Origin of the sequence: Streptomyces sp. NPDC088194 (assembly GCF_040702025.1) — a bacterium.
Classification (GTDB): Bacteria; Actinomycetota; Actinomycetes; order Streptomycetales; family Streptomycetaceae; genus Actinacidiphila.
In genome coordinates this window covers 1-23,778 of the sequence record NZ_JBFBIV010000025.1, presented here as the reverse complement: position 1 = coordinate 23,778, position 23,778 = coordinate 1, and the positions used below count along the sequence as shown (strand labels likewise).

At 74.4% G+C, this 23,778-nt stretch carries 21 protein-coding genes; 4 read left to right on the top strand and 17 right to left on the bottom strand.

Features of this window, described 5'->3' with window-relative positions:
- Positions 1-191: 191 nt before the first annotated feature.
- The 16 genes from AB0399_RS16120 to AB0399_RS16045 form a co-directional block, all read right to left on the bottom strand.
- A complete protein-coding gene (locus AB0399_RS16120) occupies positions 192-2,075 on the bottom strand; it encodes an ABC transporter ATP-binding protein (protein WP_366411714.1) in 1,884 nt (627 codons plus the stop codon).
- Entirely contained in the window at positions 2,072-2,956 is an 885-nt protein-coding gene (locus AB0399_RS16115; RefSeq protein ID WP_328472732.1) for an ABC transporter permease, read from the bottom strand. Before AB0399_RS16115 ends, AB0399_RS16120 begins: the two co-directional genes overlap by 4 nt.
- Positions 2,953-3,903: an ABC transporter permease gene (locus AB0399_RS16110; RefSeq protein ID WP_366411713.1), complete on the bottom strand. Its 951-nt coding sequence runs from the start codon at positions 3,901-3,903 to the stop codon at positions 2,953-2,955. The genes AB0399_RS16115 and AB0399_RS16110 overlap by 4 nt, the downstream gene beginning before the upstream one ends.
- A gap of 1 nt (position 3,904) precedes the next feature.
- The gene (locus tag AB0399_RS16105; RefSeq protein ID WP_366411712.1) at positions 3,905-5,560 is read right to left on the bottom strand and encodes an ABC transporter substrate-binding protein; all 1,656 of its coding nucleotides are present in this window, start codon (positions 5,558-5,560) and stop codon (positions 3,905-3,907) included.
- Positions 5,561-5,758: 198 nt separating this feature from the next.
- On the bottom strand, positions 5,759-6,664 hold the full coding sequence (locus AB0399_RS16100; protein WP_366411711.1) for an LLM class flavin-dependent oxidoreductase: 906 nt from the start codon (positions 6,662-6,664) through the stop codon (positions 5,759-5,761).
- 55 nt (positions 6,665-6,719) lie between these two features.
- A complete protein-coding gene (locus AB0399_RS16095; RefSeq protein ID WP_366411710.1) occupies positions 6,720-7,397 on the bottom strand; it encodes an antibiotic biosynthesis monooxygenase family protein in 678 nt (225 codons plus the stop codon).
- Positions 7,398-7,472: 75 nt separating this feature from the next.
- Positions 7,473-8,483 (bottom strand): methyltransferase, encoded by a 1,011-nt coding sequence (locus tag AB0399_RS16090; protein ID WP_366411709.1) that lies wholly within the window; start codon positions 8,481-8,483, stop codon positions 7,473-7,475.
- A 417-nt stretch (positions 8,484-8,900) separates the two neighbouring features.
- The gene (locus AB0399_RS16085; protein WP_366411708.1) at positions 8,901-9,428 is read right to left on the bottom strand and encodes a nuclear transport factor 2 family protein; all 528 of its coding nucleotides are present in this window, start codon (positions 9,426-9,428) and stop codon (positions 8,901-8,903) included.
- Between the two features lie 58 nt (positions 9,429-9,486).
- On the bottom strand, positions 9,487-11,124 hold the full coding sequence (locus AB0399_RS16080; RefSeq protein ID WP_366411707.1) for an FAD-dependent monooxygenase: 1,638 nt from the start codon (positions 11,122-11,124) through the stop codon (positions 9,487-9,489).
- 3 nt (positions 11,125-11,127) lie between these two features.
- Positions 11,128-12,069 (bottom strand): aromatase/cyclase, encoded by a 942-nt coding sequence (locus AB0399_RS16075; protein WP_366411706.1) that lies wholly within the window; start codon positions 12,067-12,069, stop codon positions 11,128-11,130.
- Between the two features lie 55 nt (positions 12,070-12,124).
- Positions 12,125-12,988 (bottom strand): 3-oxoacyl-ACP reductase FabG, encoded by an 864-nt coding sequence (gene fabG, locus AB0399_RS16070; RefSeq protein ID WP_366411705.1) that lies wholly within the window; start codon positions 12,986-12,988, stop codon positions 12,125-12,127.
- A gap of 83 nt (positions 12,989-13,071) precedes the next feature.
- Positions 13,072-13,341 (bottom strand): acyl carrier protein, encoded by a 270-nt coding sequence (locus AB0399_RS16065; RefSeq protein ID WP_328472751.1) that lies wholly within the window; start codon positions 13,339-13,341, stop codon positions 13,072-13,074.
- A gap of 177 nt (positions 13,342-13,518) precedes the next feature.
- Positions 13,519-14,736: a ketosynthase chain-length factor gene (locus tag AB0399_RS16060; RefSeq protein WP_366411764.1), complete on the bottom strand. Its 1,218-nt coding sequence runs from the start codon at positions 14,734-14,736 to the stop codon at positions 13,519-13,521.
- A gap of 41 nt (positions 14,737-14,777) precedes the next feature.
- Positions 14,778-16,049, bottom strand: coding sequence for a beta-ketoacyl-[acyl-carrier-protein] synthase family protein (locus AB0399_RS16055; RefSeq protein WP_366411704.1), 1,272 nt, complete (start codon positions 16,047-16,049; stop codon positions 14,778-14,780).
- Positions 16,046-16,375: a TcmI family type II polyketide cyclase gene (locus tag AB0399_RS16050; RefSeq protein ID WP_366411703.1), complete on the bottom strand. Its 330-nt coding sequence runs from the start codon at positions 16,373-16,375 to the stop codon at positions 16,046-16,048. Before AB0399_RS16050 ends, AB0399_RS16055 begins: the two co-directional genes overlap by 4 nt.
- Before the next feature lie 341 nt (positions 16,376-16,716).
- Positions 16,717-18,207, bottom strand: coding sequence for an FAD-dependent monooxygenase (locus AB0399_RS16045; RefSeq protein WP_366411702.1), 1,491 nt, complete (start codon positions 18,205-18,207; stop codon positions 16,717-16,719).
- Positions 18,208-19,070: 863 nt separating this feature from the next.
- Here AB0399_RS16045 and AB0399_RS16040 point away from each other — a divergent pair.
- Positions 19,071-19,682 (top strand): OvmZ protein, encoded by a 612-nt coding sequence (locus tag AB0399_RS16040; RefSeq protein WP_329361994.1) that lies wholly within the window; start codon positions 19,071-19,073, stop codon positions 19,680-19,682.
- Complete coding sequence (locus AB0399_RS16035) at positions 19,679-19,984, top strand: hypothetical protein (protein WP_329374589.1); 306 nt, start codon at positions 19,679-19,681, stop codon at positions 19,982-19,984. Before AB0399_RS16040 ends, AB0399_RS16035 begins: the two co-directional genes overlap by 4 nt.
- A gap of 302 nt (positions 19,985-20,286) precedes the next feature.
- On the opposite strand, the gene AB0399_RS16030 is transcribed toward AB0399_RS16035, so the two are convergent.
- A complete protein-coding gene (locus AB0399_RS16030; protein WP_366411701.1) occupies positions 20,287-21,213 on the bottom strand; it encodes an NADP-dependent oxidoreductase in 927 nt (308 codons plus the stop codon).
- Positions 21,214-21,572: 359 nt separating this feature from the next.
- Here AB0399_RS16030 and AB0399_RS16025 point away from each other — a divergent pair, with 359 nt between their 5' ends.
- Positions 21,573-22,679: an FAD-dependent oxidoreductase gene (locus tag AB0399_RS16025; protein WP_329361989.1), complete on the top strand. Its 1,107-nt coding sequence runs from the start codon at positions 21,573-21,575 to the stop codon at positions 22,677-22,679.
- Positions 22,680-22,883: 204 nt separating this feature from the next.
- On the top strand, positions 22,884-23,778 hold an 895-nt coding region (locus AB0399_RS16020), incomplete at its 3' end, for an SDR family NAD(P)-dependent oxidoreductase (protein ID WP_366411700.1).

Genomic DNA, 23,778 nt, shown 5'->3' with positions numbered 1-23,778 from the left:
CGTACGCTGTCCGACCGGCGCCCGAGCGGCGTGCGTACGGCGTCCACCTGGCGTCCCGGGCGGCTCCCGAGTGGCGGCTGACAGCGCAAAGGGCCCTGGGTCCACGGATGTTCCCGTGGCCCCAGGGCCCTTGAGGTGTGCGGTCGTAGCCGAAGGCGCGGCCTCGGCCGCTGCCGTGTCCCCGCCCGGGGTCAGGCGGAACCGGCGGGCCGGGACGCCGCGGTCGCCGGTGGTTCGGCGTCAGCCGGAGACGTGGCGGTGGGCGCCGCTGCCGCCAGCAGCGTGCGGGTGTAGGCGTGCGAGGGTGCGGCGAAGACGGCTTCCACCGGACCGCTCTCCACCACCTGCCCGTCCTTCATCACCACGACCCGGTCGCTGACGTGATGGACCACGCCGAGGTCGTGGGAGATGAACAGCAGCGCCACCCCGAGGTCGTGCTGGATGTCGGCGAGCAGATCGAGGATCTGCGCCTGCACCGACACGTCGAGTGCCGAGACCGGCTCGTCGCAGACCACCACGTCGGGCGCGGTGGCCAGCGCGCGGGCGATGGCCACGCGCTGGCGCTGCCCGCCGGACAGTTCGGCGGGACGGCGTTGCAGCACCGCGGCGGGCAGCCCCACCCGGTCCAGCAACTCAGCGGCCCGCGTGCGGCGTCCGGCGCGGCCGCGCACCCCGGCCCGGGCCACGGCCTCGCCGACCACCCGCTCCACGCTGTAGCGGGGGTCGAACGAGCCCAGCGGGTCCTGCTGCACCGCCTGGATACGGGGACGCGCGGCGCGGCGCTCCCGCTCCGGCACCCCGCTCCACGGCCGCCCGTCGAACCGCACCTGCCCGGTGTCGGGCGGCAGCAGGCCGAGGATGATCCTCGCGACGGTGGTCTTGCCCGAGCCGGACTCGCCGACCACGCCGACCGCCTCGCCCGCGCCCAGGCGGAGCGAGACGTCACGCACCGCGTGGTGCACCGAGCCGTCCGGGCCGCGGAAGCCCTTCGACACCGCGTCGACCTCCAGCAGCGGCGCCCGCTCCGCGAGGTCCTCCGCGCGCCCGGCCGCGCCCGGCGGCCTGCGGTCGCGCGCCGCGCTTCGCGCCACGGCCGGCGTGCGCACCGGCGTGCGTACCGGCGTTTGCTCCGACTCCGGCCCGTCCAGCGGGTGGTGGCAGACCGCGGTGTCCGCGCCGGAGACGACCGGCAGCAGGGTGCGGCAGGTCTCGTCGGCGGCCGCGCACCGGTGGGCGTAGGGGCAGCCGTCCGGGCCGGCGTGCGGTCTCGGCACCGCGGGCACCGAGAGCCGGGTGCCCTTGGCGTGCAGGGCCGGCACCGCGTCCAGCAGCGCCCGGGTGTAGGGATGGCGCGGCCGTTCCAGCACCCGCCGGCCGGTGCCCGTCTCGACGATCCGCCCGCCGTACATCACCGCCACCCGGTCGGCGAGCCGGGCCACCACGGACAGGTCGTGACTGATCAGCAGCAGCGCCGTGCCCTCGCGGCGCAGCCGGTCGAGCAGGTCGAGGATCTGTGCCTGCACGGACACGTCGAGGGCGGTGGTGGGCTCGTCGGCGACGAGCAGGTCGGGGCCCGCGGCGATGGCCGAGGCGATCAGGGCGCGCTGCCGCAGCCCGCCGGAGAGCTGGTGAGGATACTGCGCGGCGCGGCGCCCGGGTTCGGGTACGCCGACATCGGCGAGGAGTTCCCGCACCCGCTCGGCGCGGTCCTGGCGGGCCGCCACGCCGTGCACGCGCAGCGGCTCCGCGATCTCGGCGCCGACGGTGCGCAGCGGGTCGAGCGAGGACAGGGCGTCCTGGAGGACCAGGCCGACCCGCCGCCCGCGCAGCCGCCGCCACTGCGGCTCGCGCAGCCGGGTGAGGTCGTGGCCGTCGAACGACAGCGTCCCGGCGCGTACCCGCGCGCCGTCTCCCGCGAGCCCGACCAGGGCGCGGGCGGTGACGCTCTTGCCGGAGCCGGACTCGCCCACCACGGCGAGGCATTCGCCGGCGTCGAGGGTGAAGGAGACCTCCCGTACGGCGCGCAGCGCGCCGAAGGACACGTCGAGGCCGTCGACGGTGAGCAGGGGCGTCATCGGCCGGTCCTCCGGGTGAAGCGGGCCTGGGCCTGGCGGCCCACGATGTTGACCACCAGCGCGGTCGCGGTGATGGCGGCGCCGGGGAAGATGCCCAGCCACCAGGCGGTCTGCAGGAAGTCGCGGCCCTGGTCGAGCATCGCGCCCCACTCCGCGGTGGGCGGCTGCGGTCCCAGGCCCAGGAAGCTCAGCCCGGAGGCGGCGATGAGCGAGGAGCCGAAGCCGACGGTGGCCAGGACCAGCAGCGGGCCGAGCGCGTTGGGCACGACGTGCCGCCACACCAGGACCGGCCGGGACAGGCCCAGGGTGGTGGCGGCCTCGACGTAGCCGGAGCGGCGCACGACCAGGGTCTCGGCGCGGACGATCCGGGCGTAACCGGGGGCGAACGCGGCCGCGATGGCGATCGCGACGTTCACGGTGCCGCTGCCGAGGACGGCGACCGCCAGCAGGGCCAGCAGGATCGGCGGAAGGGCCAGCAGCACGTCGGCGACCCGCATGAGGACCTGGTCGGCCACCCGCCCGCCGAGCCCGGCGGCAAGGCCGAGGGCGGCGCCGGCCAGCACGGACAGCGCGGTGGCGCCGGCGCCGAGCAGCAGCGACAGCCGGGTGCCGTAGACGACCCGGGTGTAGAGGTCGCGGCCGAGCTGGTCGGTGCCGAACCAGTGGCCAGAGCCGGGCGGCCGCAGCGCCTGGAGCGGGTCGGTGGTGTCGGGCGCGTTCCCGGTGAACAGTCCCGGCGCCGCGGCGGCCACCACCAGCAGGGCGAGGAAGAGCACGGCCGCGCCGAGCAGCAGGGTACGGGGGCGCGGTCGGCGCCCGGCGCGGGCCGCGGGCGCGGCCGGCGGATGCGGAGCGGACTCCAGGGTGGGGAGCACGGTCACGGTGTCACCTGGTCCGTCCTGAGCCGGGGGTCGATGACCAGGTAGAGCAGGTCCACCAGGGTCGAGAGCACGACGAACACCAGGGCGGACAGCAGCACCAGACCGATCGCCAGGGGCATGTCCTTGTTGGTGGTCGCCTGGAGGATGAGGGCGCCGATGCCGGGCCGGCCGAACACCGTCTCGACCAGCACCGCGCCGCCCAGCAGCGAACCGGCCAGCCAGCCGGTCAGGGTGATCAGCGGCAGCGCCGCGTGCCGCAGCGCGTGGCGCAGCCGTACCGCGGTGGTGCTCAGCCCCCGGGAGCGCGCGGTCACCGCGAACGGCTCGTGCAGCGCGGTCTCCAGCCCCTCGCGCAGCACCTGGGCCAGCACGCCGGTCATGGGCAGCGCCAGGGTCAGCGCGGGCAGCACCAGCGCGGTGCCGTTCTGCGCGCCGGCCACCGGGAACAGCTGCCAGTGGAAGGAGAACACGGTGAGCAGCAGGATGCCGGTCCAGTACGACGGGCTGGAGACGGTGAGCAGTTCCAGCAGCGACGCGGCGCCGCGCAGCACCGGGCGCCGTCCGGCGGTGGCGGTGGCGCTGAGCACGGCCAGCAGCAGGGCCACCGCCAGCGCGGCCAGGGCCAGTTGCGCGGTCGGGGCGAGCTGGCCGCTGATCAGCGAGCTGACCGGGCGCTGCACCTGGTAGGACTCCCCGAGGTTCCCGCGCAGCAGGTGGCCGAGGTAGTGCAGGTACTGCTGCCACACCGGTTCGCCCAGGCCGTACTGGGCGCGGATGCGGTCGCGGACCTCCGGTGAGGCGGAGCTGAACGGGCCGAGCATGGTGGTCACCGGGTCGCCGGGGATGAGTTGCAGAGCGGCGAACGCGACCGTGGCGGCGCCCAGGAGCACTGCCACGGCCGCCGCCACCCGCCGGGCGACCGCCCGGAGCAGGTGTGTCGCCTTCACGTCACTTCCCGAGCCAGGCGTCGTGGAACTCCAGCCAGGTGTTGGCGTCGGCGGCGATGCCGTGCACGTGGCTGGAGGCGCCGTACACCGAGGAGACGACGTACATCGGCACCACCAGGGAGAGGTCGACGGCGCGCTTCTGGACCTGGGTGTAGTACCTGGCCCGGCCGGCCGGGTCGAGGGTGGTCTGGCCCTGCTCGGTCCACTTGTCGAGGTCGGCGTCCTTGATGAAGGTGCCGTTGGCGCCGCCCTTCGCGGGGGTCTCGGCGCTGTTGAAGTACAGCCGCAGCACGTCCGGGTCGGCCCGGGACCAGCTGTAGTCGGAGATGTCGTCCTTGCCGCCGAAGAGCTGCTTGACGAAGGTGCCGACGTCCTGCCGCGGCCGCTCCACCTGGATGCCGAGCTTCTTCAGGTCGGCCTGCACGGCCTGGCCGAGGATGTCGTGCTGCTGGCTGACGAGGTTCTGCGGCATCAGCGGCCAGACCAGGGACAGCCGCTTGCCGTTCTTGGTGCGGTAGCCCGCGGAGTCCCGCGTGGTCCAGCCGGCCTGGTCCAGCAGCTTCGCCGCCAGGGTCGGGTCGTACGGCCAGGTGCCGGTCAGCGAGGAGTCGTAGCCGATGGTCGCCGGGGACAGCGGGCTCCAGGCGCGCTGGTAGGCGCCGAAGTACACGCTCTTGACGTCGGCGTCGACGTTGATGCCGCGCTGCACCGCCTGGCGGACGCGCTGGTCGGTGAAGGGTCCGCGGGAGGCGTTGAGGACCAGGTTGTACACGCCGCCGGGCGCCTGCTTGGAGATCACGGTGAGGCCGGCGCCGGGGGTGAGGGTCTTGACGTCGGTCGGCGGGATGGACTTGGCGACCTGGACCTGTCCGCTGCGCAGCGCTCCGACCCGGACCGAGTCCTGGCTGAGGAAGCGGTAGGTGAGCTTGTCGAGGTAGGCGGGGCCCTGGTGGGCGTCGGTGGACGGCGCCCACCGGTACTTGGGGTTCCGGGTCAGCACGGCGCTCTGGCCCTTGGTGTAGGAGGAGAACACGAACGGGCCGGTGCCCACGTCGGCGGGGCCGCCGGCGCCGAGCTTGGAGCCGTACTTGGCGATCGCGGCCGGCGAGTAGAAGCCGAGGTAGGGGGTGCTGGCCGCTTGCAGGAAGGGGGCGAACGCCTTGGAGAAGGTGATCTGGACGGTGTAGGGGTCGACGACCTTCGTTCCGGTGTAGGGGCCGAGCAGCCCGGCGGCGTACTGCGACTTGGTCGCCGGGTCCACGATCCGGTCGAAGTTGGCCTTGACCGCCTGGGCGTTGAACGGGGTGCCGTCGGTGAAGGTGACGTCCTTGCGCAGGTGGAAGGTGTAGGTGCGCAGGTCCTTGGCGACCGTCCAGGACGAGGCGAGCCAGGCGTGGAACTGCCCCTTGTCGTCCTGGTAGACGAGGGAGTCGAAGACGTTGCGCTGGATGGAGCCGGTGATGTCCTGCTGGCTGACGTCGATGTCCCAGGAGACCGGTTCGGTGTCCACCGCGTAGGTGAGGGAACCGCCGGAGACGGGTTTGCCGGCGGAGGAGGTGCTGCCGCCCGACCCCGAACCGGAGCCGCAGGCCGCGGCGAGGAGCACGGCGGCGGTGGCGACGGCGAGCGGGACGGGTCTGCGGCTGAGGCGGGACATGCGGGTCTCCCGGAGGTACCTGGTGGTGGCATGGCGGCGGCCGGACCGCGTGGCGCGGCCCGGCCGTCAGGGTGTGTCGGTGGTGCGGTGGTGCGGTGGTGCGGTGGTGCGGTGGTGCGGTCCGTTGCGGGTCGTGCCGGTCGCACGGGTGGATGCCGTACGGCGGCGGGTGGCGGGGTGGTGCGGGCGTCGCGGCGGTCAGCCCTTGGCGACGTTCTCGCGGACGGCCGGCACGACCTCCTCGGCCCACCGCCCGAGGGCGGTGTCGAGGGGGGCGTCGCCGGTGGGGAAGAGGATGAAGCCGGCGGCGCCGTGTTCCAGGACGGCGCCGGTGAGTTCGTCCGTCCACTGCCGCACCGAGCCGCCGACCCAGCGGCCGCTGTCGTCGCGGGTCCGGGCCAGGGGCGCCTCGGTGATCTGCCCCGGCAGGTTGAAGACGGTGGCGACGGCGGACGGATCGCGACCGGCCTGCTCGGCGGCCCGGTCGACCAGCGGCCGGGACGCGCGGTACCGCTCGCTCACCCAGTCCGAGGCGTGGCCGGGTATCCAGCCGTCGGCGAGCCGGCCGGTCACGGCGAGCGACCGCTCGCCGAGCGAGCCGGTCCAGATCAGCGGCGCCGGCACGTCGGCCGGTTCGATCCCGCGCACCTCGTTGAACTCGCCGAGGAAGGTGACCGGTTCGCCCCCGCCGGACAGCGCGCGCACCAGCGTGATCGCCTCCTCCAGCGCGCGCACCGCCTGGCCGGGGCCGAGCCGGGGCCGGCCGAACCGCTCGATGTCGTCCCACAGCCCGCCGGCGCCGATCCCGAGCACGATCCGGCCGCCGGACAGGGCCGACAGGGAGGTGAGCGCGCGGGCGAGCACCGGCGCGGGCCGGCTGGGCAGGTTGGTCACGTTCGCCAGCCCGGCGATGCCCGAGGTGGCACCGAGGACGAAGCCCAGCGTGGAGTACGCGTCCAGCCGGTGCCCGTAGTACGGATGGTCCGAGGTGGAGAACAGGTCGAGGCCGGCCCGGTCGGCCTGCACGCCGAGCCGGACGATCTCGGCCGCCCGGGCGGTCTCGGTCCCTGGGGCGAATCCGAACAACGTGGTGTGCTGCGGCATCGGTGCGTTCTCCTCGTTCGTGGACGGGTGGTGCGGTGCTGCGGTGGCGCCCGGGTCAGCCGGCCGCCGACCGGTCGTGCACGACGGTGTACGTGTTGGCGTCGCGTGCGGTGATCAGCGAGCGGGCGTGCTCCCGGCCCTGCCGGACGCTGACCGGGCGGTCCTCCTCCGGCAGCCGGTGGAAGGCGTCGTACGCCTCCTTGCTCTCCCACTGGGCGTAGTTGACGACGGTGGTGCCGTCGAGGCCGCGCAGGATGGTGTGGGAGCGGTGCCCGGGCCGGGTGCGGACCCACTCCTCCGGCTGGGCGAGGGTGTCGACCAGGTCCTTCTGGTTCTGCGGGTCGACGTCGAAGACGATGATCACCGTGTAGTCGTCGCGGCGGGTGGAGAACTCCACCTGCTCCAGGTCCGGGTGCAGCTGCGAGGCGACCACCTCGGTCTGCAACAGGCGGATGGAGGTGGCGAGTTCGTTGAAGAGCGGCACGGTGTGGTGCTTGAACCCCTCGCCGGCGTAGCGGGCCTGGAGGTCTTCGAGGCTGCGCCACTGGATGACGTTGGCGGTGCCGCGCTCGTCCCGGCCGGCGTGGAGGGTCGAGGAGATCCACCCGGGGTAGTCGGCGTGGTCGATGATGTCCCGCATCGCGTCGAGCAGCCGGTCCTGGCCCTGCTCGGTCTCGGTGCGGAAGAGGTTGAACACGGTCAGATAGCCGTCGTCGGGCGAGAGCAAAGGCATGGTGTCTCCGTGGGGTCGGGGCGCGGTCGGGCGCGGGACGTGCTCGGGGGCGGGCGGGTCGGGCCGGGGCCGCGGTCAGGCGGGAACGGCCTCGACCACGCTGCAGTGGCCGCCGGGGACGACCCGGGTCAGCCGCAGTCCGGCGCGGGCCAGCAGGGCGGCGAACTCCGCCTCGGTGCGCTGGCGTCCGCCGCACAGCACGAGCATGTCCAGGTCCATCAGCTTCACGTTCAGCGCCGGACGGTCGGTCGGCAGCACCGCCTCGACCAGCAGCACCCGTCCGTGCGCGGGCAGCACCGCGCGCACGTGCGACAGGATGCGGACCGACGGCTCGTCGTCCCAGTCGTGGATGATGTTGGAGAGCAGGTAGGCGTCGCCGCCGGCGGGCACGGAGTCGAAGAAGTCGCCGCCCTCGGTCGTGCTGCGCTCGGTGACACCGGCCTCCTTCAGCACCGGCCCGGACTCGGCGACGACCTCCGGCTGGTCGTACAGCACCCCGCGCAGATCGGGGTTGGCCGCCAGGATCGCCGACAGCAGGGCGCCGCGCCCGCCGCCGACGTCGACAAGCGTGCGCAGCCCGCCGAAGTCGTAGGCCGCGACGATCGATCCGATGATCTGCCGGGACGTCTGCGTCATGGCCCGGTCGAACACGCCCAGCACGTCGGGGTGTTCACGGATGTGGTCCCACACCGGCACGCCGTGCACGCCCTCGAAGGCGGGTGCGCCGGTGCGGACGCTGCGGGCCAGTTGGGTCCAGGTGTGGCGCTCGGCGGGCAGGCCGGTCCAGATGGCGAAGTCGCGCAGGGAGACCGGTGAGTCGCTGCGCAGCGCGTCGCCGAGCTCGGTGAGCGCGAAGACCCGGTCCGGTCGCTCCTCGAACAGCTCGATGTCGGCGCAGGCACGCAGCAGCCGGTAGAGCGTGGGGGCGTGGGCGTCGATGTCCACGGCGATCTGCTCGACGGTACGGGGGCCGGCGGCCAGCGCGTCGGCGACTCCGAGCTCGGCGGCGGCGCTGACGACCTGGGACATCCAGCCGGCGGTCGCCAGTTGGAGTATCCGGACGGGGGGTGGAAGCGGAGCGGACATGGCGAAGCTGCCTCCAAGATGGGGTTGCCGGTCCACCGGCGCACCGCCCCACCGGCGCGCTGTCGGCGCGCGGGGCGGATGGCGGCGCACCGCGTCCGGAACCGTCCGCGCCTGCGGCGTTCGCGCGAGAGCGCACGACGAGGAGACGCGGGGGCACCGGGCGGGGTGGACTGCGGCAAGGTGCGGAGTGGGAGATTCCGAGATTCCGAGAGGCGCTGCTCGGCAGGTCGTCGACGAACCGTCGTTTTCCGGGCAGGGCGAAGCCGCCTGGAAAGCGTGACACATGCCGAAGCGGAGCGTCAACACGCGCCGTCGACAGGCGACATGGAGCGGTCCGGCGAGGCCCGGCAGCGCGTGGGAGCGAGGTGACGCCGGAGGCGGGAGGGCCCCGTGCGACCGCCGCGGCGGAGGCGGCGCTCACCGCCGGCCCGCACCCGACGGCAGGTCGCCGCGGCTCCACACCAGGTGGATCGCCAAGGCGCGCAACCGCCAGCCGTCCGCAGTACGGACCGCCTCCGCCTCGATCCGGCTGCCGGTCCGCAGGTCGGCCCGGCCCGACAGCGGCGGGTGCACATGGGTCACCAGGAGCTTGGCGGACACCTCGGCCCTGTCGCCGAGGAGTTCCACCACGTGGTTGGTGCTGGCATGGTGGGTGCGCGCCCAGTTCCGCTTGGCGGCGTGCTGGAACTGCGCCAGGCCGGCCAGCCCGCGGTGACCGCCCACGGGGAACCGCAGGTCCAGGTCCTCGGTGAACAGCGAGCGGTAGAAGGAGTCGTCGCGCGGCGGGTCCGGGCGGCTGTCGAAGTCCAGCAGGTAGCGGTCGAGGAGACCGCCGATCTCGGCGCGGTCGAGCAGGTCCGCGAGGCCGGCGGCGTCCTCGTGCGAGGGCGCGCCGGGCGTGCCGGGGGCGGCGGCGCGGGTGGTGGCGCGGAGGGGACGGGTCATGGCGGTACCGCCTCTTCGGTAGCGGGCCGGCAGGTCGGCGGGTCGGCGGGCCGGGGGTTCAACGGGCCGGCGGGCCGAACCAGCGGCGCAGGGCTCTCCGCGCGCCGGCCAGCGCCCGGGCCGGCGTGGCGTCGGGGCCGGTCGCCCAGGCCACGTGGCCGTCCGGGCGGACCAGCACGGCTCCGACGTCGTCCAGCCGGACCGCCCCGGGCCCCGCCGTCCGCGCGCGGACGTGCCGCACCCGCGGGAGCCAGGGCGCGACGGCGCGGGCCAGCCGCTCCCCGTGCGCGTCGTCGCCGGTGAGGTCCAGCAGCAGGCCGCGCCCGTCGCGCAGGAGCGCGGCGCTGTGGGTGACCGTTCGCGACGGGGCCGCGCCGCCGCCCGTGCCCGTATCCTCGCCCGCGCGCTCGGACGTGTGCAGGGGGACGTGCGGCAGCAGCGCGCCGGTCAGCCGGTGGCCACCGCCCAGGTCGTAGCGCGTGTCGAGGCCGCTGACCGCGCCCGCGAGGTGCCGGCGGGCCGGGGCCAGGGCGATCAGCTCCTCGAACACCGCCCGCACCGGGCCCACTTCGGGGCCGCCGAGCAGCAGCAGCGCCTGCGCGGTGATCGAGGTGAGCACCTGCTGCCCGGCCGGGTGCCGCTCGGCGTGGTAGGTGTCCAGGAGCGCGTCGGCGAACGTGCCCGGCCCGGCGGCCTCGGCCCGGACGGCCGACGCGAGTTTCCAGCCGAGGTTGAAGGCGTCCTGGAGGCCGAGGTTGAGTGCCTGCCCGCCGACCGGGAGCTGCCGGTGGGCGGCGTCGCCGGCGAACAGCACGCGTCCGTGCCGGTAGCGGGTGAGCTGGCGGACGGAGTCGTCGAAGGACCCGGACCACAGCGGGGTGCCGTGGCCGATCTCCTCCCCGGTGACCCGCTTCCAGACGTCGGCGACGGTCGCGAAGTCCGTGGCGCGGCCGGGGGAGGGCTGCGTGCCGAACTCGTGGACCATCACCCGCGTCACCCCGTCGCCGCGCCGGGCGGCGATGGCCAGTCCGCGATCCAGCCGTTCGAAGCGGCGGTCGGGGATGTCGAGGCCGGCGACGTCGGCCCGCAGCAGTTCGCGTTCGGCGGGCCGGCCGGGGAAGTCCGCCCCGAGCAGGCCGCGCAGCGCGCTGTCCTGCCCGTCGCAGGCGACGGCGTAGCGGGCCCGTATCCGCGTGTCGGTGCCGTCCGGGGTCCGGGCGAGCAACGCGACGTGGTCGGCGCCGGGTTCGACGGCGTGCACGTCGTGGCCGCGCAGCACCCGCACGCCCAGGTCCGCGGCCAGGGAAGCCAGCAGCTTCTCGGTCACGGTCTGCGGCGCCTTCCACTGGCCGGGGTAGGGGCCCGGCACGGTGAGGTCCAGCGGGATGCCGCCGAAGTGGCCGCGCGGGTCCTGGGGGAGGACGCCGAACCGGGTCAGCAGGTCCCGGCTGTCGAGGAGTTCCATGGTGCGCGCGTGCAGGGTGGAGGCGCGGGACTCGGTGGTGGGTTCCGCCAGCCGCTCCAGTACGAGCACGTCGGCGCCGCCCAGCCGCAGTTCGTCGGCGAGCAGCAGCCCGACGGGGCCGGCGCCGATGACGACGACGTCGGCGTCGGCGTCGAGGCCGGGGGCATCGTTCGCGGCGGTGCCGGTCGCGGGGGTGCGCTTCGGGGAGGAGGTGCCGTTCACGGTGGTCATCGTTCAGCGCCTGCTTTCCGCGTAGTCCCGGCCGAGGCCGAGCGTCGCCAGGCTGTTGGCGCTCAGCGCCCCGCGGACGTACTCGCGGGCCGACGCCACGTCCGCCTCGGGACCCAGGACGCCGCGGATCGCCCCGGGGTCCAGGACGACCGTGTGCCGCGACGCCGCCGTGACCCGGCGGCCGGTGTCCGTGAACGTCCACAGGCCGGTGTGCAGCGACAGCAGCGCCGGCAGCGTGACCTGCTTGTAGGCGATCCGGTGCGGGGGCAGGCAGACCCGGTGGGACGCGGTGGTGTGGGTGCTGCCGTCCTTCGCGCGGGTGTCCATCTCCAGCGTCTGGAGGCCGGGGGTGTGCTCGGTGAGCCGGACCCGGGCGACGTGCGGCAGCCGGTGCTCCCACTGGTCGGCCTCGTTGACGAAGTCGTAGACGTCCTTCACCGAGCCGTCGATCTGCACCACGTCCTCGAAGGTGAACGTCAACTCCGCGGCGCCGTGCGCGCGTTCGACGTTCTCGCGCAGCGCGGCCAGCTCGGTGCGGGAGTTGCGGTCCACCGCGCGGTCGATCCACTCCAGCCCCTGCGGGCTGTCGTCCACGGCGCGGTAGTCGTGCAGCAGCCGGACCCGGGAGCCCTCGCCCGCCTCCTCGACGATCCACGTGCCGCTCATGCGCGCGACCGGCGGGGCGGAGACCTCCTGGCGGAAGTCGATCCGGCGGGCGTCCGGGTCCAGCGAGCGGTGCGACGTCCAGCTCTTCGCCTCGCCGTTGGCGGTGGCCCAGATACGGATGCGCTCCTGGTCTCCGGAGCGCTCCAGGTGGTCGACGTAGATGGTGGGCGGGAAGATCAGCGGCCAGTTCTCGACATCGGCGAGCAACTGGTAGACGGCGGCCGCCGGGGCCGCGACGGTGACGGTGTGCTCGGTCTCGTGTGTGCCGCTCGGCGGCATGGGAACCTCCGTGAGGGGTCGGGTGGCCCGGGTACGGGGCGGGTACGGGGCCGGGTCAGAAGTTGCCCAGGCCGCCGCAGACGTTGAGGGCCTGCGAGGTGACCGACGCGGCCGCGTCGGAGACCAGGTAGCCGACGAGGCCGGCCACCTCCTGCGGGGTGGAGTAGCGGCCGAGCGGGATCTTCGCCTGGAAGCGGGTGAGGACGTCGCCCTCGCTGACGTCCCACGCCTGGGCGTAACCGGCCCGCACCCGCTGGGCCATGGGCGTCTCCACGTAGCCGGGGCAGACGGCGTTGACGGTGATGCCGGTGGGGGCCAGCTCGTTGCCGAGTGCCTTGGTGAAGCCGACCACGCCGTGCTTGGACGCGGAGTACGGAGCCCCGAGGACGACGCCCTGCTTGCCCGCGGTGGACGCGATGTTGACGATCCGGCCCCACGGCCGGTCCCGCAGGCCGCCGGTGGTCAGCACCTCCCGGGTGACCAGGAAGACGCTGTTGAGGTTGGTGTCGATCACGTCGTACCACAGCTCGTCGGCGATGTCGGCGGTGACGCCGCCGCCGGAGCGCCCGGCGTTGTTGACCAGGATGTCGACGTTTCCGAACGCGGCGACGGCGGCCTCGACGAAGAGCCGCACCGAGCCGGGGGCGCGCACGTCGACCTCGGCACCGGCCACGGTGAGCCCGGCGGCGCGCAGTTCCTTGACGGTGGTGGTGACCGCTTCGCCGGTGCGTGCGCCGAGGAAGACCCGGTGCCCCTGCTCGGCGAGTTGGCGGGCGACGGCCAGGCCGATGCCGCTGGTTCCGCCGGTGACGACGGCGACGCGTTCGTCACGGTCGGGTCCTTCGGGTCCTTCGGTGCGTTCGCTGCGTTCGGCCTGTTGGGACCGGCCCTGCCGGTCCGGCTGTTCGCTTGGTGCCACGTCCTGCTCCTTGGTCCTGGCGGCGCCCTCGCGGGCGACGGGTGTCGAGGCGTACCCGGGCCCGGGTACGCGGGGGATGCGGGTCACGCGGGCGGGGCCGCGGCCAGTTCGCCGTTCACGGCGGCGATCAGCGCCCGGGGGGTGGTGTCCGGCGCGAGCGCGTCGTCGGCGAGCGCGATGCCGTACTCGCGCTCGATCCGGCTGCCGGTCTCCAGCAGGGCGAGCGACTCGTAGCCGAGCGCGTCGAAGTCGGTGTCGAGGATCTCGCCGTCGAGGTCGACGGTCTCGTCGGCGCCGGCCCCCTCCCGCAGGATTCGGCGCAGGTCATCGAGGTGGAAGGGCAGTTGGGGCATGACGTCCTCTCATCGGTGCGGGGGAGTGGGGGTGCGGGGGCACGGTGCCGGCCGGGGCCGAGGGCTCCGGGGCGCCCGGACCGCGGCGGGACGGCCACGCGCCGGGCGCCGCCGGGACCGGCTCGGACCGGCTCGGACGAGTTCAGATCCGAGCGGCTCGGATCGGCTCGGATCGGTTCAGATCGGCTCCGCCGCGCGGACCACCACGGCCGAGTTGAAGCCGCCGTAGCCGCGCGCCAGGACCAGGGCCGTGCGCAGCGGGACTTCACGGGCCGCGCCGGTGACCAGGTCGATGCGGTACGCGGGGTCGGGCCGGACGTGGACGGTCGGCGGGATCACGCCGTGCCGCAGGGCCAGCAGCGCACCGGCCAGGTCCAGCGGGGCCGCGCCGGAGCCGAGCCGGCCGGTGGCGGTCTTGGGGGCGGTGACCGGGACGCCGCCGGGGCCGAACACCGCCGCGAGGGCGTCCGCTTCGACCCGGTCCAGCGCGGGCAGGCCCGCGGCGTCGGCGAAGACCACGTCGATCTGCTCGGCCGTCACCCGCGCGTCGCGGAGGGCGGTGTCGATGGCGTGCCGCAGCCCCGGCTCCCGGCCGGTCTCCGGCCGCGGGTCGAAGGAGGCGCCGTAGCCCGCGATGACGCCGTAGCCGGGCACCCCGCGGCGGCGCGCCGAGGCGGCGTCCTCCACCAGGAGGATGGCCCCGCCCTCGCCGGGGACGTGGCCGGCGGCGGAGGCGTCGAAGGGCAGGTAGGCGCCGGCCGGGTCGTCGCTCGTACTGAGCCGCTCGCTGGCGAGTTGGGCCACCCAGCCCCAGGGGCACAGCGCCGCGTCCACACCGCCGGAGACGATCACCGGGGTGCCCTTGCGGATGAGCCGCCGGGTGTGCGCGAGCGCGTCCAGGCCGCCGGCGTGATCGCTGACGACCACGCCGGAGGGCCCCTTCATGCCGTGGCGGATGGAGATCTGGCCGCTGTTGACGGCGTAGAACCAGGCGAAGGACTGGTACGCGCTCACGTACTGCCCGCCCTGGCTCCACAGCTTCCGCAGCTCGTTCTGCCCGAACTCGAAGCCGCCGGAGGTGCTGGCCGTGACCACACCCATGTCGAACGCGGCGTGCTGCGACGGGTCGATCCCCGCGTCGTCCAGCGCCCAGTCGGCGGCGACCAGGGCCAGCCGCGTCATACGGTCGGTCTGCGGGATCAGCCGGCCCGGCAGGTGGTCCTCGGCGACGAAGCCGGAGATCTCCCCGGCCAGCCGGGCGGGATAACGGTCCGCGTCGAAGCGGGTGATCGCCCGGATGGCGCTGCGCCCTTCGACGGCCGCGGACCAGTACTCGCGCGTGCCGAGGCCGGTGGGCGACACGATGCCGAGACCGGTGACCACCGCCCCGGTCACCGGCGCCCGGGTCGCCACGGCCCCGGTCGCCGCTGCCCCGGTCACGCCGCGCTCCGGTCGGGCTCGGCGAGCACCATGGCGCTCTGGAAGCCGCCGAAGCCGCTGCCGACGGTGAGCACGGTGTCGGTGCGGTGCTCGCGGGCGGTGAGCGGGACGTAGTCGAGGTCGCACTCGGGGTCGGGGGTGTGCAGGTTCGCGGTGGGCGGCACCACGTCGTGCCGTATCGCGAGCGCCGACGCGGCGATCTCGATGGAGCCGATGGCGCCCAGCGAGTGGCCCACCATCGACTTGATCGAGCTGACCGGGACCCTGCGGGCATGCTCGCCGAGGCTGCGCTTGAACGCGGCCGTCTCGTGCCGGTCGTTCTGCTTGGTCCCCGAACCGTGGGCGTTGACGTAGTCCACGGCGGAGGGGTCGAGCCGGGCCTCGTCCAGGGCGACCCGGATCGCCTCGGCCATCTCCGCGCCGTCCGGCCGCAGTCCGGTCATGTGGAAGGCGTTGCAGCGGGAGGCGTAGCCGGCGATCTCGGCGTAGACCCGGGCGCCTCGCCTGCGGGCGCTGCCGAGTTCCTCCAGGACGAAGAAGGCCGCGCCCTCGCCGAGCACGAACCCGTTGCGGGTGCCGTCGAAGGGGCGGGAGGCGTGCGCGGGGTCGTCGTTGCGGGGGGTGGTGGCCTTGATGGCGTCGAAGCAGGCCACCGTGATGGGGGAGATGGGGGCGTCGGAGGAGCCGGCCACCATGACGTCGGCGCTGCCCTCCCGGATCAGCTCGACCGCGTGGCCGACCGAGTCGATGCCGGAGGTGCAACCGGTGGAGACCACGGCCGAGGGCCCCTCGGCGCCCGCGGTCCAGGCCACTTCGGCGGCGAACGAACTGGGGACGAGGTAGTCGTACAGGTGCCGCACCGCGTAGGTGTGGTCGACCTCGGCCAGCCGGCCGCCGTCGCTGACGACGCGGTACTCCGTGTCGAGCCCGGTGGTCGCGCCGACCGCGCTGCCGACGGTGACGCCGACCCGGTGCGGGTCCAGGGCACCGATGTCGAGGCCGCTGTCGTCGAGCGCCTCGCGGGTGGCGGCCACCGCCAGTTGGGCCGCCCGGTCCATCCGGCGGATCTCCTGCGGGCCGAGGCCGTGCGCCTCGGGGCAGAAGTCGATCTCGGCCGCGATACGGGAACGGAAGGGCGCGGGGTCGAAGAAGGTGATGCCCCGCGTCGCGGTGCGGCCCTCGCTGAGCAGGCTCCAGAAGTTCTTGACGCCCACGCCGCCGGGGGCGAGGACGCCGATACCGGTGATGACGACGCGCCGCCCGCTCATGCCGAACCGTCCCAGTCGTAGAACCGGGTGGCCATGGCGTCGGAGGGGGACCGCCAGGTCGCCGGGTCGTAGGCGCCGATGAACGGCTTGAGGTCGGCGCTGATCCGCACGAAGCGGGGGTCGGTCTTCGCCTCCTCGATCCGGGTGCCGCCGTCGTTGTCGTCGAAGTCCTGAAGGTGGAAGTAGAGGCCGTGGTAGTAGAACAGCTGGCGGCGCCGGGTGCCCATCCGGTGCGGCACGTCGGTGCGGTCGAAGTCGGCGAAGAGCGCGCCGACGTCGGCGGCGTGGCCGGGTTCCATCCGGGCCACGATCAGGGTGCTGTGCATGGGGCCTTCTCTCGGTCGTTCCGTTGGCGGGGTGACAGGAGAGCGGGGGGCACGTCGTCGGGCCCTGCGGTGCGGGGTGATTACGGGGACGGTCGGTCGGGCGGAGCCGCTTACGGGTTGCGCGGTGACGGGGGCGGAGTCGCTTACGGGAGCGGCGGGTTGAGGGGACGGTTGGTCGGGCGGACGGGGCCGGTGACGGGGGCGAAGTCGCTTACGGGAGCGGCGGGTTGAGGGGGTCGGCCGGTCGGGCGGGTTCGGTGACGGGGCCGGCCCGGGGGGAGGCTGCGACGGGTGCTCGGGGGGCGGACTTCGGATACGGCGGCCGCGGCCTCGGGTACGGGTCAGGCCGCGGCGGCGCGGACGGGCCGGTGGGCGGGGCCGAACCACCGGGTCAGCGCCTCGTCCAGCCGGACGCCGGTGCCCGGCGCGGTCCAGGCCACGTGGCCGTCCGGGCGGACCAGGACGGCCCTCGTCCCGGTCGGAGGAGCGGAACCGCCGTGCCGGGGCGTGCCGGTGACGATCGTCAGCCGGTCGCGCCAGGCGGCGGCGCGGCGGCGCAGCCCCGGGTCGTCGGCGAGGTCGAGAAGCACGCCGCGGGCCGGGTGGAGCAGTTCGGTGGTGCCCACCGTGCCGCCGGCGGTGGCCAGTTCCTGGTGCGGCAGGCGCCGGCCCAGCAGCGGGTGCGTGCCGGGCCCGACGTCGTAGCGGATGTCGAGGCCGCTGACCATCCCGGCCAGGTGCCGGCCCACCTCGTCGTGGACCACCAGGCCGGTGAGCACGTCGCGCAGCGGCTGCACCTCGCTGCCGCTGAGGTAGAGCAGGCCCTGCGCGCGGGTGTTGGTGAGCAGCCGGCGCCCGACCGGGTGGCGCTCGCCGTGGTAGGTGTCCAGCAGGGTCTCGGGGGCGTCGCCGCGTACGACGGCGCCGAGCTTCCAGCCGAGGTTGACGGCGTCCTGGATGCCGGTGTTCATGCCCTGGCCCCCGGCGGGCAGGTGGATGTGGGCGGCGTCGCCGGCCAGCAGCACCCGGCCGCGGCGGTACTCGGTCGCCTGCCGGGCGGCGTCGCCGAAGGCGCTGATCCACAGCGGCGTGGCCCCGGCGATGTCCTGGCCGGTCAACCGCTGCCAGGCGGCGGCCACTTCGCCGTACCGCAGTCCCTCCGGCCGGGCACGGGGGCGGGCGCCGCGCTCGCAGGCGATGATCCGGTGCACGCCGTCGCCGATCGGGACCGACATCGCCATGCCGCCCGGCAGCGACTCGCCGATGGGGCGCGGCGCGATGTCGCAGTCGCCGATGTCGGCGAGGAACATCTCCATCGTGGACTCGGTGCCGTCGAAGGCGAATCCGGCGAGCCCGCGTACGGTGCTGCGGCCGCCGTCGCACCCGACCAGCCAGGCCGCCCGCAGGGTGCGGCGGCCCCGCGGCCCGTCCACGTCGACGCTGACGCCGTCGGGGTCCGCGCGAAGCCCCACCACCGCGGTGCCGCGCAGCACGCGCGCGCCGAGTTCGGTGATCCAGTCGCCGAGCACCGCCTCGGTGCGGTGCTGGGGCACGCCCCGCACGCTGAAGTGCGCGCCGTCGAGCACGCCGAAGTCCACCGGCACGCCGCCGAAGTGGCCGAGCGGGCTGGTGTCGAGCGGTCCGTAGCGCGGCAGCAGCCCGCGCTGGTCGAAGACCTCCATGGTGCGCGGGGTGAAGCCGAGCCCGCGCGACTCGCCGCTGGGCCGGGGCAGCCGGTCCAGCACGAGGACGTCGACGCCGGCCAGCCGCAGTTCGCCGGCGGTCATCAGTCCTGTGGGGCCCGCGCCGACGACGATGACGGCAGCGTCCATGGTGGTGCCTCCTCTCGGTGTGTTCCACGGCAGGTGGAAGCGAAGGGGCGACGGGGGAGGGATCGGGGCGACGGTCGTGCCGCAGCCGCAGCCGCAGCCGCAGCCGTAGCCGGGCCGCAGCCGTAGCCGGGCCGCGGACCGCCGGGAGGTTCCGGGCGCACCGGGGCCGGCAGGGAAAGGGCGCCGGGCGCAAGGGTGCCGGGCGGACAGGGCGCCGGGCCGGACCGGAAGGGAAGGGAAGGGGCGGGGGACCGCCCGGGGCGCGGCGTCGCGCTCGGGGCGAGGAGAGCGCTCCGGGTCTCCCGCGGGAGCCAGGAAGGCTTCCCGATGTGGGCACAGGTGTGCCGCGGAAAAAGTGTGACAGTGCCCTTCCGGCAATGTCAATAGCCGATCTGAATCGCGATCATACGCCCGGCGCAAAGCTGGACGGCGACCGGTTGGCGCGACCGTGCAAAGCCGGTCGGCGGCCGGTTGCCGCGCCGGTGATCGCTGCCCGGCGGGGTCTCCACACACGTCCTTCATCCGCATGTCATTGGGCGAAACATTTCCCCCGGTCGGCCGCTGCCCGCCCCGCCCCTATTTCCTTGACGTCCCGCCGCAGGACTGCCTAGTGTTCTGCCGGACTCAGCTGCGAACAGCCCTTCGATTCACCCCTCCGGCCGGGACGAGAATTTCGACCACCCGGCCGGCCGACCAGAAAGGGTGTCCTCATGTGCCCGCCCCCGCTCGTGACGCAGGCCCGTGCACCGCGGCATGCACCCGCCACGCCCGCCGACCGCGTCGCCGCGTGTGCGCGCTGCGGCGGCGAGGCCCGGCCGGGCAGACCTGGTTCCCCCTCGGGCCGACGGCTGTGCGGGCGGTGCGTGGAGCGGCTGCGGACCGACCTGTGCCGGGTGCTCACCCTCTACGAGGAGTCCGAACGCGCCCTGGTGCGCTCCCCGGTGGGACTGCGGCAGCGGGTCAGCGGCAGCCGCTCGGTCGGGATCGTGCTCGACGACGAGACGGTGGCGGTGCGCTCGGCGATCCGCTCCGTGCTCCAGTCGTGGGCGCGGCTGGTCGCCGACGAGCGGGGGGTGCCGGGGGCCGGTGACACCGAGGTCAGAGGGCTGCTCCGGTTCCTGGTGTGCCATCTGGACTGGCTCTGCGGCCACCCGGCGGCGCAGGACCTCGCCGACGAGGTGGCCGAGCTGCTGGCGTCCGCGGGCGTGCCCGCCGGCCCGGCGCCGCAGGCGTCGGCGCCGCTGGGACCCTGCTCGCAGCCCGGCTGCGGCGGCACGCTGCGCGGACCGGCCACCGCCGCGGGCGACGCGCTGCCCGCCGCCGATCAGGTCCGCTGCGAGCACGGCCACGCCATCCCTCCGCGCCAGTGGTTCCTGCTGGCCGAGCGGATACGCCGCGGGCCCGGCGACCGGCGACCGGGACCCGCCACGCCCGCCCGCCCCGGCCGCCCGGCCCGGGAAGGCGCCGTGCGGTGAGCGCCGACCGGCGTCGCGCGCGCACCGTGCCCACGGAACTCGCCGCACTCGCGATGGGCGTTTCCGAGGCGACCATAAGGAAATGGGCGAGCCGCGGGAAGATCACCCGGTACGGAACTCCGCAGCGCGCGGAATACGACCTCGACGAACTCTTCGAACTGGCCGATGGCGGCAATCGGGAAATTCCGGCTGACAATCCCTCGGAAGACCGCGTATCCGAGGGAGATGAAATCGGTGGAGCATCCGATACGCATATCGAGGACGGCCTCCGTGGAGAAGTCGACTGCGGCGCCTGCCGGTGAGAGGTGAGTGCGCGTCGCGCCGCCGGGTGCGAGGGGTTCCTGAGCGGTATTTCGCGGAACGCCCGCGCCCGCGGATTCCCCTTTACGGCGAGACGCCCTCACAGGTGCGGTCTCCGCTGTTGCCGGACCCCCGGAGTGGCGGCTCCTGACGCCCAACCGCCGCCCCCAACCGCCGCCCCCAACCGCCGCCTCAACCGTCGCCCCAAGCCCCGCCCCAAGCCCCGCCCCAAGCCCCGCCCCAACGTCGCGCCGCCGTCGCCCCGCCGTGGTTCCCTCGCGGCCCCGCCGCGGCCCGGCGCGACTCACGGTGCGGGAGGCATCTCCAGCACCACCTTCCCCACGGTGTGACCGCCCTCCACCACCCGTACCGCCTCCGGCGCCTGAGCGAACGGCACCACTCGCGTCACCCTCGGGTCCAGCGAGCCGGCGCGCACCAGTTCCACCACCGCGCCGAGCAGCGCGGGGTCGCGAACCGGTCCCACCGGCGCGCCGCCCAGCGCGCCGACCGCCTCCCGGTCCGCCCCGCTGACCACCTTCGCCGGGTCCGCCACCAGGGCCGCGGCCTCGCGCAGCACCTCGCCACCGACCAGGTCGAGCACGCCGTCGATGCCCTGGGGCGCGGCCGCCCGCACCCTCGCGGTGAGCCCCGGCCCGGAGGCGACGTGCCGTACGCCCAGCGACTCGACGAACTCCCGTTTGCCGGCGGACGCGGAGCCCACCACCGTCAGGCCGAGATGGGCGGCGACCTGCGCGGCGGCCACCCCCACCCCGCCGCCGACCCCGGTCACCAGCAGCGTCGCCCCGGCCCGCAGCCCCAGTTGGCGCACCGCGCCGTACCCGGTCGCCGCCGCTATCGGCAGCACCGCCGCGTCCGTCCAGGCCACCTCGGGGGGCTTGCGTACCACCGCGTCCGCGGCGAACAGCGTGAACCGGGCGTACCCGCCGGTCAGCGGACCGCCGAGGACCGCGTCGCCGACCGCGAACCCGGCCACCCCCGACCCCACCGCCACGACCTCACCGGCCGCCTCGCCGCCCATCACGGCCGGCAGGCGCACGACCGGCGCCCCGCGCGGCCGGCGGCCCGAACGGCGCTTCCAGTCCACCGGGTTGACGCCGGCCGCGCGGACCGCGACGAGCAACTGCCCCGGCCCCGGCGCGGGGCGCGGCAGGTCCGCGAAGTGCTCGACCTCCGGGCCCCCGAAGCGAGCGTGTACATAGGCCAACGGCATGTGTTTCCCCGGTCTTCCCAAGCGGTTTCCGCGCCATACGGAAACCGGTCCGACGACTTCCCCTGCAGGGCGATTCCTTCTGCCGATCGGCGGCTGAACGATGACCGATCCAGGACCGATCCACCACCGATCCGTGCGGGTTCCCGGCAACGAAGACTCCGTTCGTCCGCGACTCCCGCGAAAATGCCATGCAGATTGCATTTTACCTAAGGCGCTGGCTAGGCTCCACCGAAGTACGACGGAGCCTCAGTTCTCCGTCGAAGGCACGGCATTCGGCCCGCGCCGCGCGCCCGGCGAGCCCCCTCGGCCGTACCGGCGCGATTCCCGGCGGCGGGCGACACGGACAAGGAGCACAGCGAATGGCAAGCACGGTCGTGGTCGTCGGCGGCGGATACGGCGGGGCGGCATTGGCCCGTCAACTCGACGCGGACTTCGATGTGGTGCTGGTCGACCCCAAGGACGCCTTCGTCCACACGGTCGCCGCCCTGCGCGGGCTGGTGGACGAGGACTGGTCACAGCGGATCTACTTCCCCTTCGACGGGCTGTTGCGGCGGGGCCGCCATCTGCGCGACCGGGCCGTGGCGGTCGACGAGCGCGGGGTGACCACCGCGGGCGGGGTACGGCTGGACGCGGACTACGTGGTGCTCGCCACCGGCTCCTCCTACCCGTATCCGGCGAAACCGGAGACCGACGACTCCGCGGTCGCGCGCGCCCGGCACGCCGCGACGCGGAACGCGCTGGCCGCCGCCGAGCGGGTCCTGCTGCTCGGCGCGGGGCCGGTCGGGCTGGAACTGGCCGGCGAGATCACCGAGCGCTGGCCCGGTCGGCAGGTCGTCCTGGTCGACCCGGCCGACGACGTGCTCGGCGGACGCTACCTGCCCCGGTTGCGCGACGCGCTGCGCGAGCAACTCACCGCGCTGGGCGTGGAACTCGTGCTGGGCAGCGCGCTGGCCTCGCCCCCGCCGGTGCCCTCCGGCGAGCACGCGCCGTTCACCGTGCACACCCTCGCGGGCGTCCGTATCGAGGCGGACCTGTGGTTCCGCTGCTACGGCGTCTCGCCGCTGAGCGACATGCTCCGGGGCGCCCTCGCCGCCGCGCGCCGGCCCGACGGTTTCGTGGAGGTGGACGAGCACCTGCGGGTGCCCGGGGCGCCGAACGTCTTCGCCGTCGGCGACGTCACCGCGGTGCCCGAGCCCAAGCGGTCCAAGGCCGCCTCCGAGCACGCCGCCGTGGTGGCCGACAACATCGCGGCGCTCGCCGCCGGGCGCCCCCCGCAGCGGGTCTACCAGCCGGGCGGGGACGGCGTCCTGGTCCCGTTGGGCTCCACCGGGGGCGCGTCGCAGGTGCCGGGGCCGGACGGACCGGTCGTCCTGGGCGCGCAGGACACGGCGCGCTACAAGGGCGGCGACCTCCTGGTGGGCCGCTACGCGGACCTGTTCGGCCTCGGGGAGCCGGTCGCCGGATGACCGGATGACCGGATGACCGGATGACCGGAAGTCGGGGTCGAGGTCCGAGTTCGGGTCTGCGCTTCACCCTATGTGACGGACCGTCATATTCCTTCACATGATGGCGCGTTGACCGAGATCCCGACACAACTCCGCAGCGCCGCCGTCACACGTGTCCGCCAGGATCGGGAGCACATCCCGGCTCGAACGAGAGGTGGTCCATCGATGGGCAACGGAACGCAGTCCCTTGCGGGCAAGGTGGCCGTGGTCACCGGCGGCGCGGGAGGCATCGGTGTCGCCACCGTGGAGGCGCTGGCGACGGCGGGTGCGGACGTCGTGCTGGCCGACGTCGAGGACGCCCCCGTCCAGGACATCGCCGGCCGGCTGGCCGCGAAGGGGCTCTCCGTGGTGGGCCGCACGGTCGACGTCGCCTCCGAGGACAGTGTCCGTGCCCTGGTGGACTTCACCGTGGACACGTTCGGCGGCATCGACGTGCTGGACAACAACGCGGCCCTGACATCGGCGATCCGGGCCGACCGGGACGTGGTGTCGATGTCGGTGGAGCTGTGGGACCAGGTGCTCGCGGTGAACCTGCGTGGCCCGATGCTGCTGTGCAAGCACACCGTGCCGGTGATGATCGAGCGCGGCGGCGGCTCCATCATCAACATCACCAGCGGGCAGGGCCTGTCCGGCGACCGGGTCATGGTCGCGTACGGCAGCTCGAAGGGCGGGCTCGTCTCGCTGACCCGCTTCGTCGCCGCCGCCTACGGTGCCGACGGCATCCGCTGCAACGCCGTCGCGCCCGGGCTGGTCCGCACCCCGGCGCTGGAAGCGGACATGCCGGTGCCGGTGCAGCAGATGTTCCAGAGCGCGAACCTGATCCCGCGCCTGGGCACGCCGGACGACGTCGCGCAGCTGGTGGCGTTCCTCGCCTCTCCGGCGGCGTCCTTCATCACCGGTCAGGTGCTGCCGGTCGACGGGGGCTTCCTCTCCCACCTGCCCACGCTGTCGCCGCTGCCTCCGCGGGCCCGCTGGGCGTTGCCCGGCAGCAGGATCGGGACGGCGACGGCCGCTGCGGTGAGCAGAGAGGCGGCTCCGAGCCGCGAGAGCCGGGAAGTGG

Bases quoted from the DNA above. Each gene is read 5' to 3' on its own strand.
- AB0399_RS16120 (WP_366411714.1), bottom strand. From the start codon at position 2,075: ATGACGCCCCTGCTCACCGTCGACGGCCTCGACGTGTCCTTCGGCGCG.
- AB0399_RS16105 (WP_366411712.1), bottom strand. From the start codon at position 5,560: ATGTCCCGCCTCAGCCGCAGACCCGTCCCGCTCGCCGTCGCCACCGCC.
- AB0399_RS16100 (WP_366411711.1), bottom strand. From the start codon at position 6,664: ATGCCGCAGCACACCACGTTGTTCGGATTCGCCCCAGGGACCGAGACC.
- AB0399_RS16095 (WP_366411710.1), bottom strand. From the start codon at position 7,397: ATGCCTTTGCTCTCGCCCGACGACGGCTATCTGACCGTGTTCAACCTC.
- AB0399_RS16090 (WP_366411709.1), bottom strand. From the start codon at position 8,483: ATGTCCGCTCCGCTTCCACCCCCCGTCCGGATACTCCAACTGGCGACC.
- AB0399_RS16085 (WP_366411708.1), bottom strand. From the start codon at position 9,428: ATGACCCGTCCCCTCCGCGCCACCACCCGCGCCGCCGCCCCCGGCACG.
- AB0399_RS16080 (WP_366411707.1), bottom strand. From the start codon at position 11,124: ATGACCACCGTGAACGGCACCTCCTCCCCGAAGCGCACCCCCGCGACC.
- AB0399_RS16075 (WP_366411706.1), bottom strand. From the start codon at position 12,069: ATGCCGCCGAGCGGCACACACGAGACCGAGCACACCGTCACCGTCGCG.
- AB0399_RS16065 (WP_328472751.1), bottom strand. From the start codon at position 13,341: ATGCCCCAACTGCCCTTCCACCTCGATGACCTGCGCCGAATCCTGCGG.
- AB0399_RS16055 (WP_366411704.1), bottom strand. From the start codon at position 16,049: ATGAGCGGGCGGCGCGTCGTCATCACCGGTATCGGCGTCCTCGCCCCC.
- AB0399_RS16050 (WP_366411703.1), bottom strand. From the start codon at position 16,375: ATGCACAGCACCCTGATCGTGGCCCGGATGGAACCCGGCCACGCCGCC.
- AB0399_RS16045 (WP_366411702.1), bottom strand. From the start codon at position 18,207: ATGGACGCTGCCGTCATCGTCGTCGGCGCGGGCCCCACAGGACTGATG.
- AB0399_RS16030 (WP_366411701.1), bottom strand. From the start codon at position 21,213: ATGCCGTTGGCCTATGTACACGCTCGCTTCGGGGGCCCGGAGGTCGAG.
- AB0399_RS16025 (WP_329361989.1), top strand. From the start codon at position 21,573: ATGGCAAGCACGGTCGTGGTCGTCGGCGGCGGATACGGCGGGGCGGCA.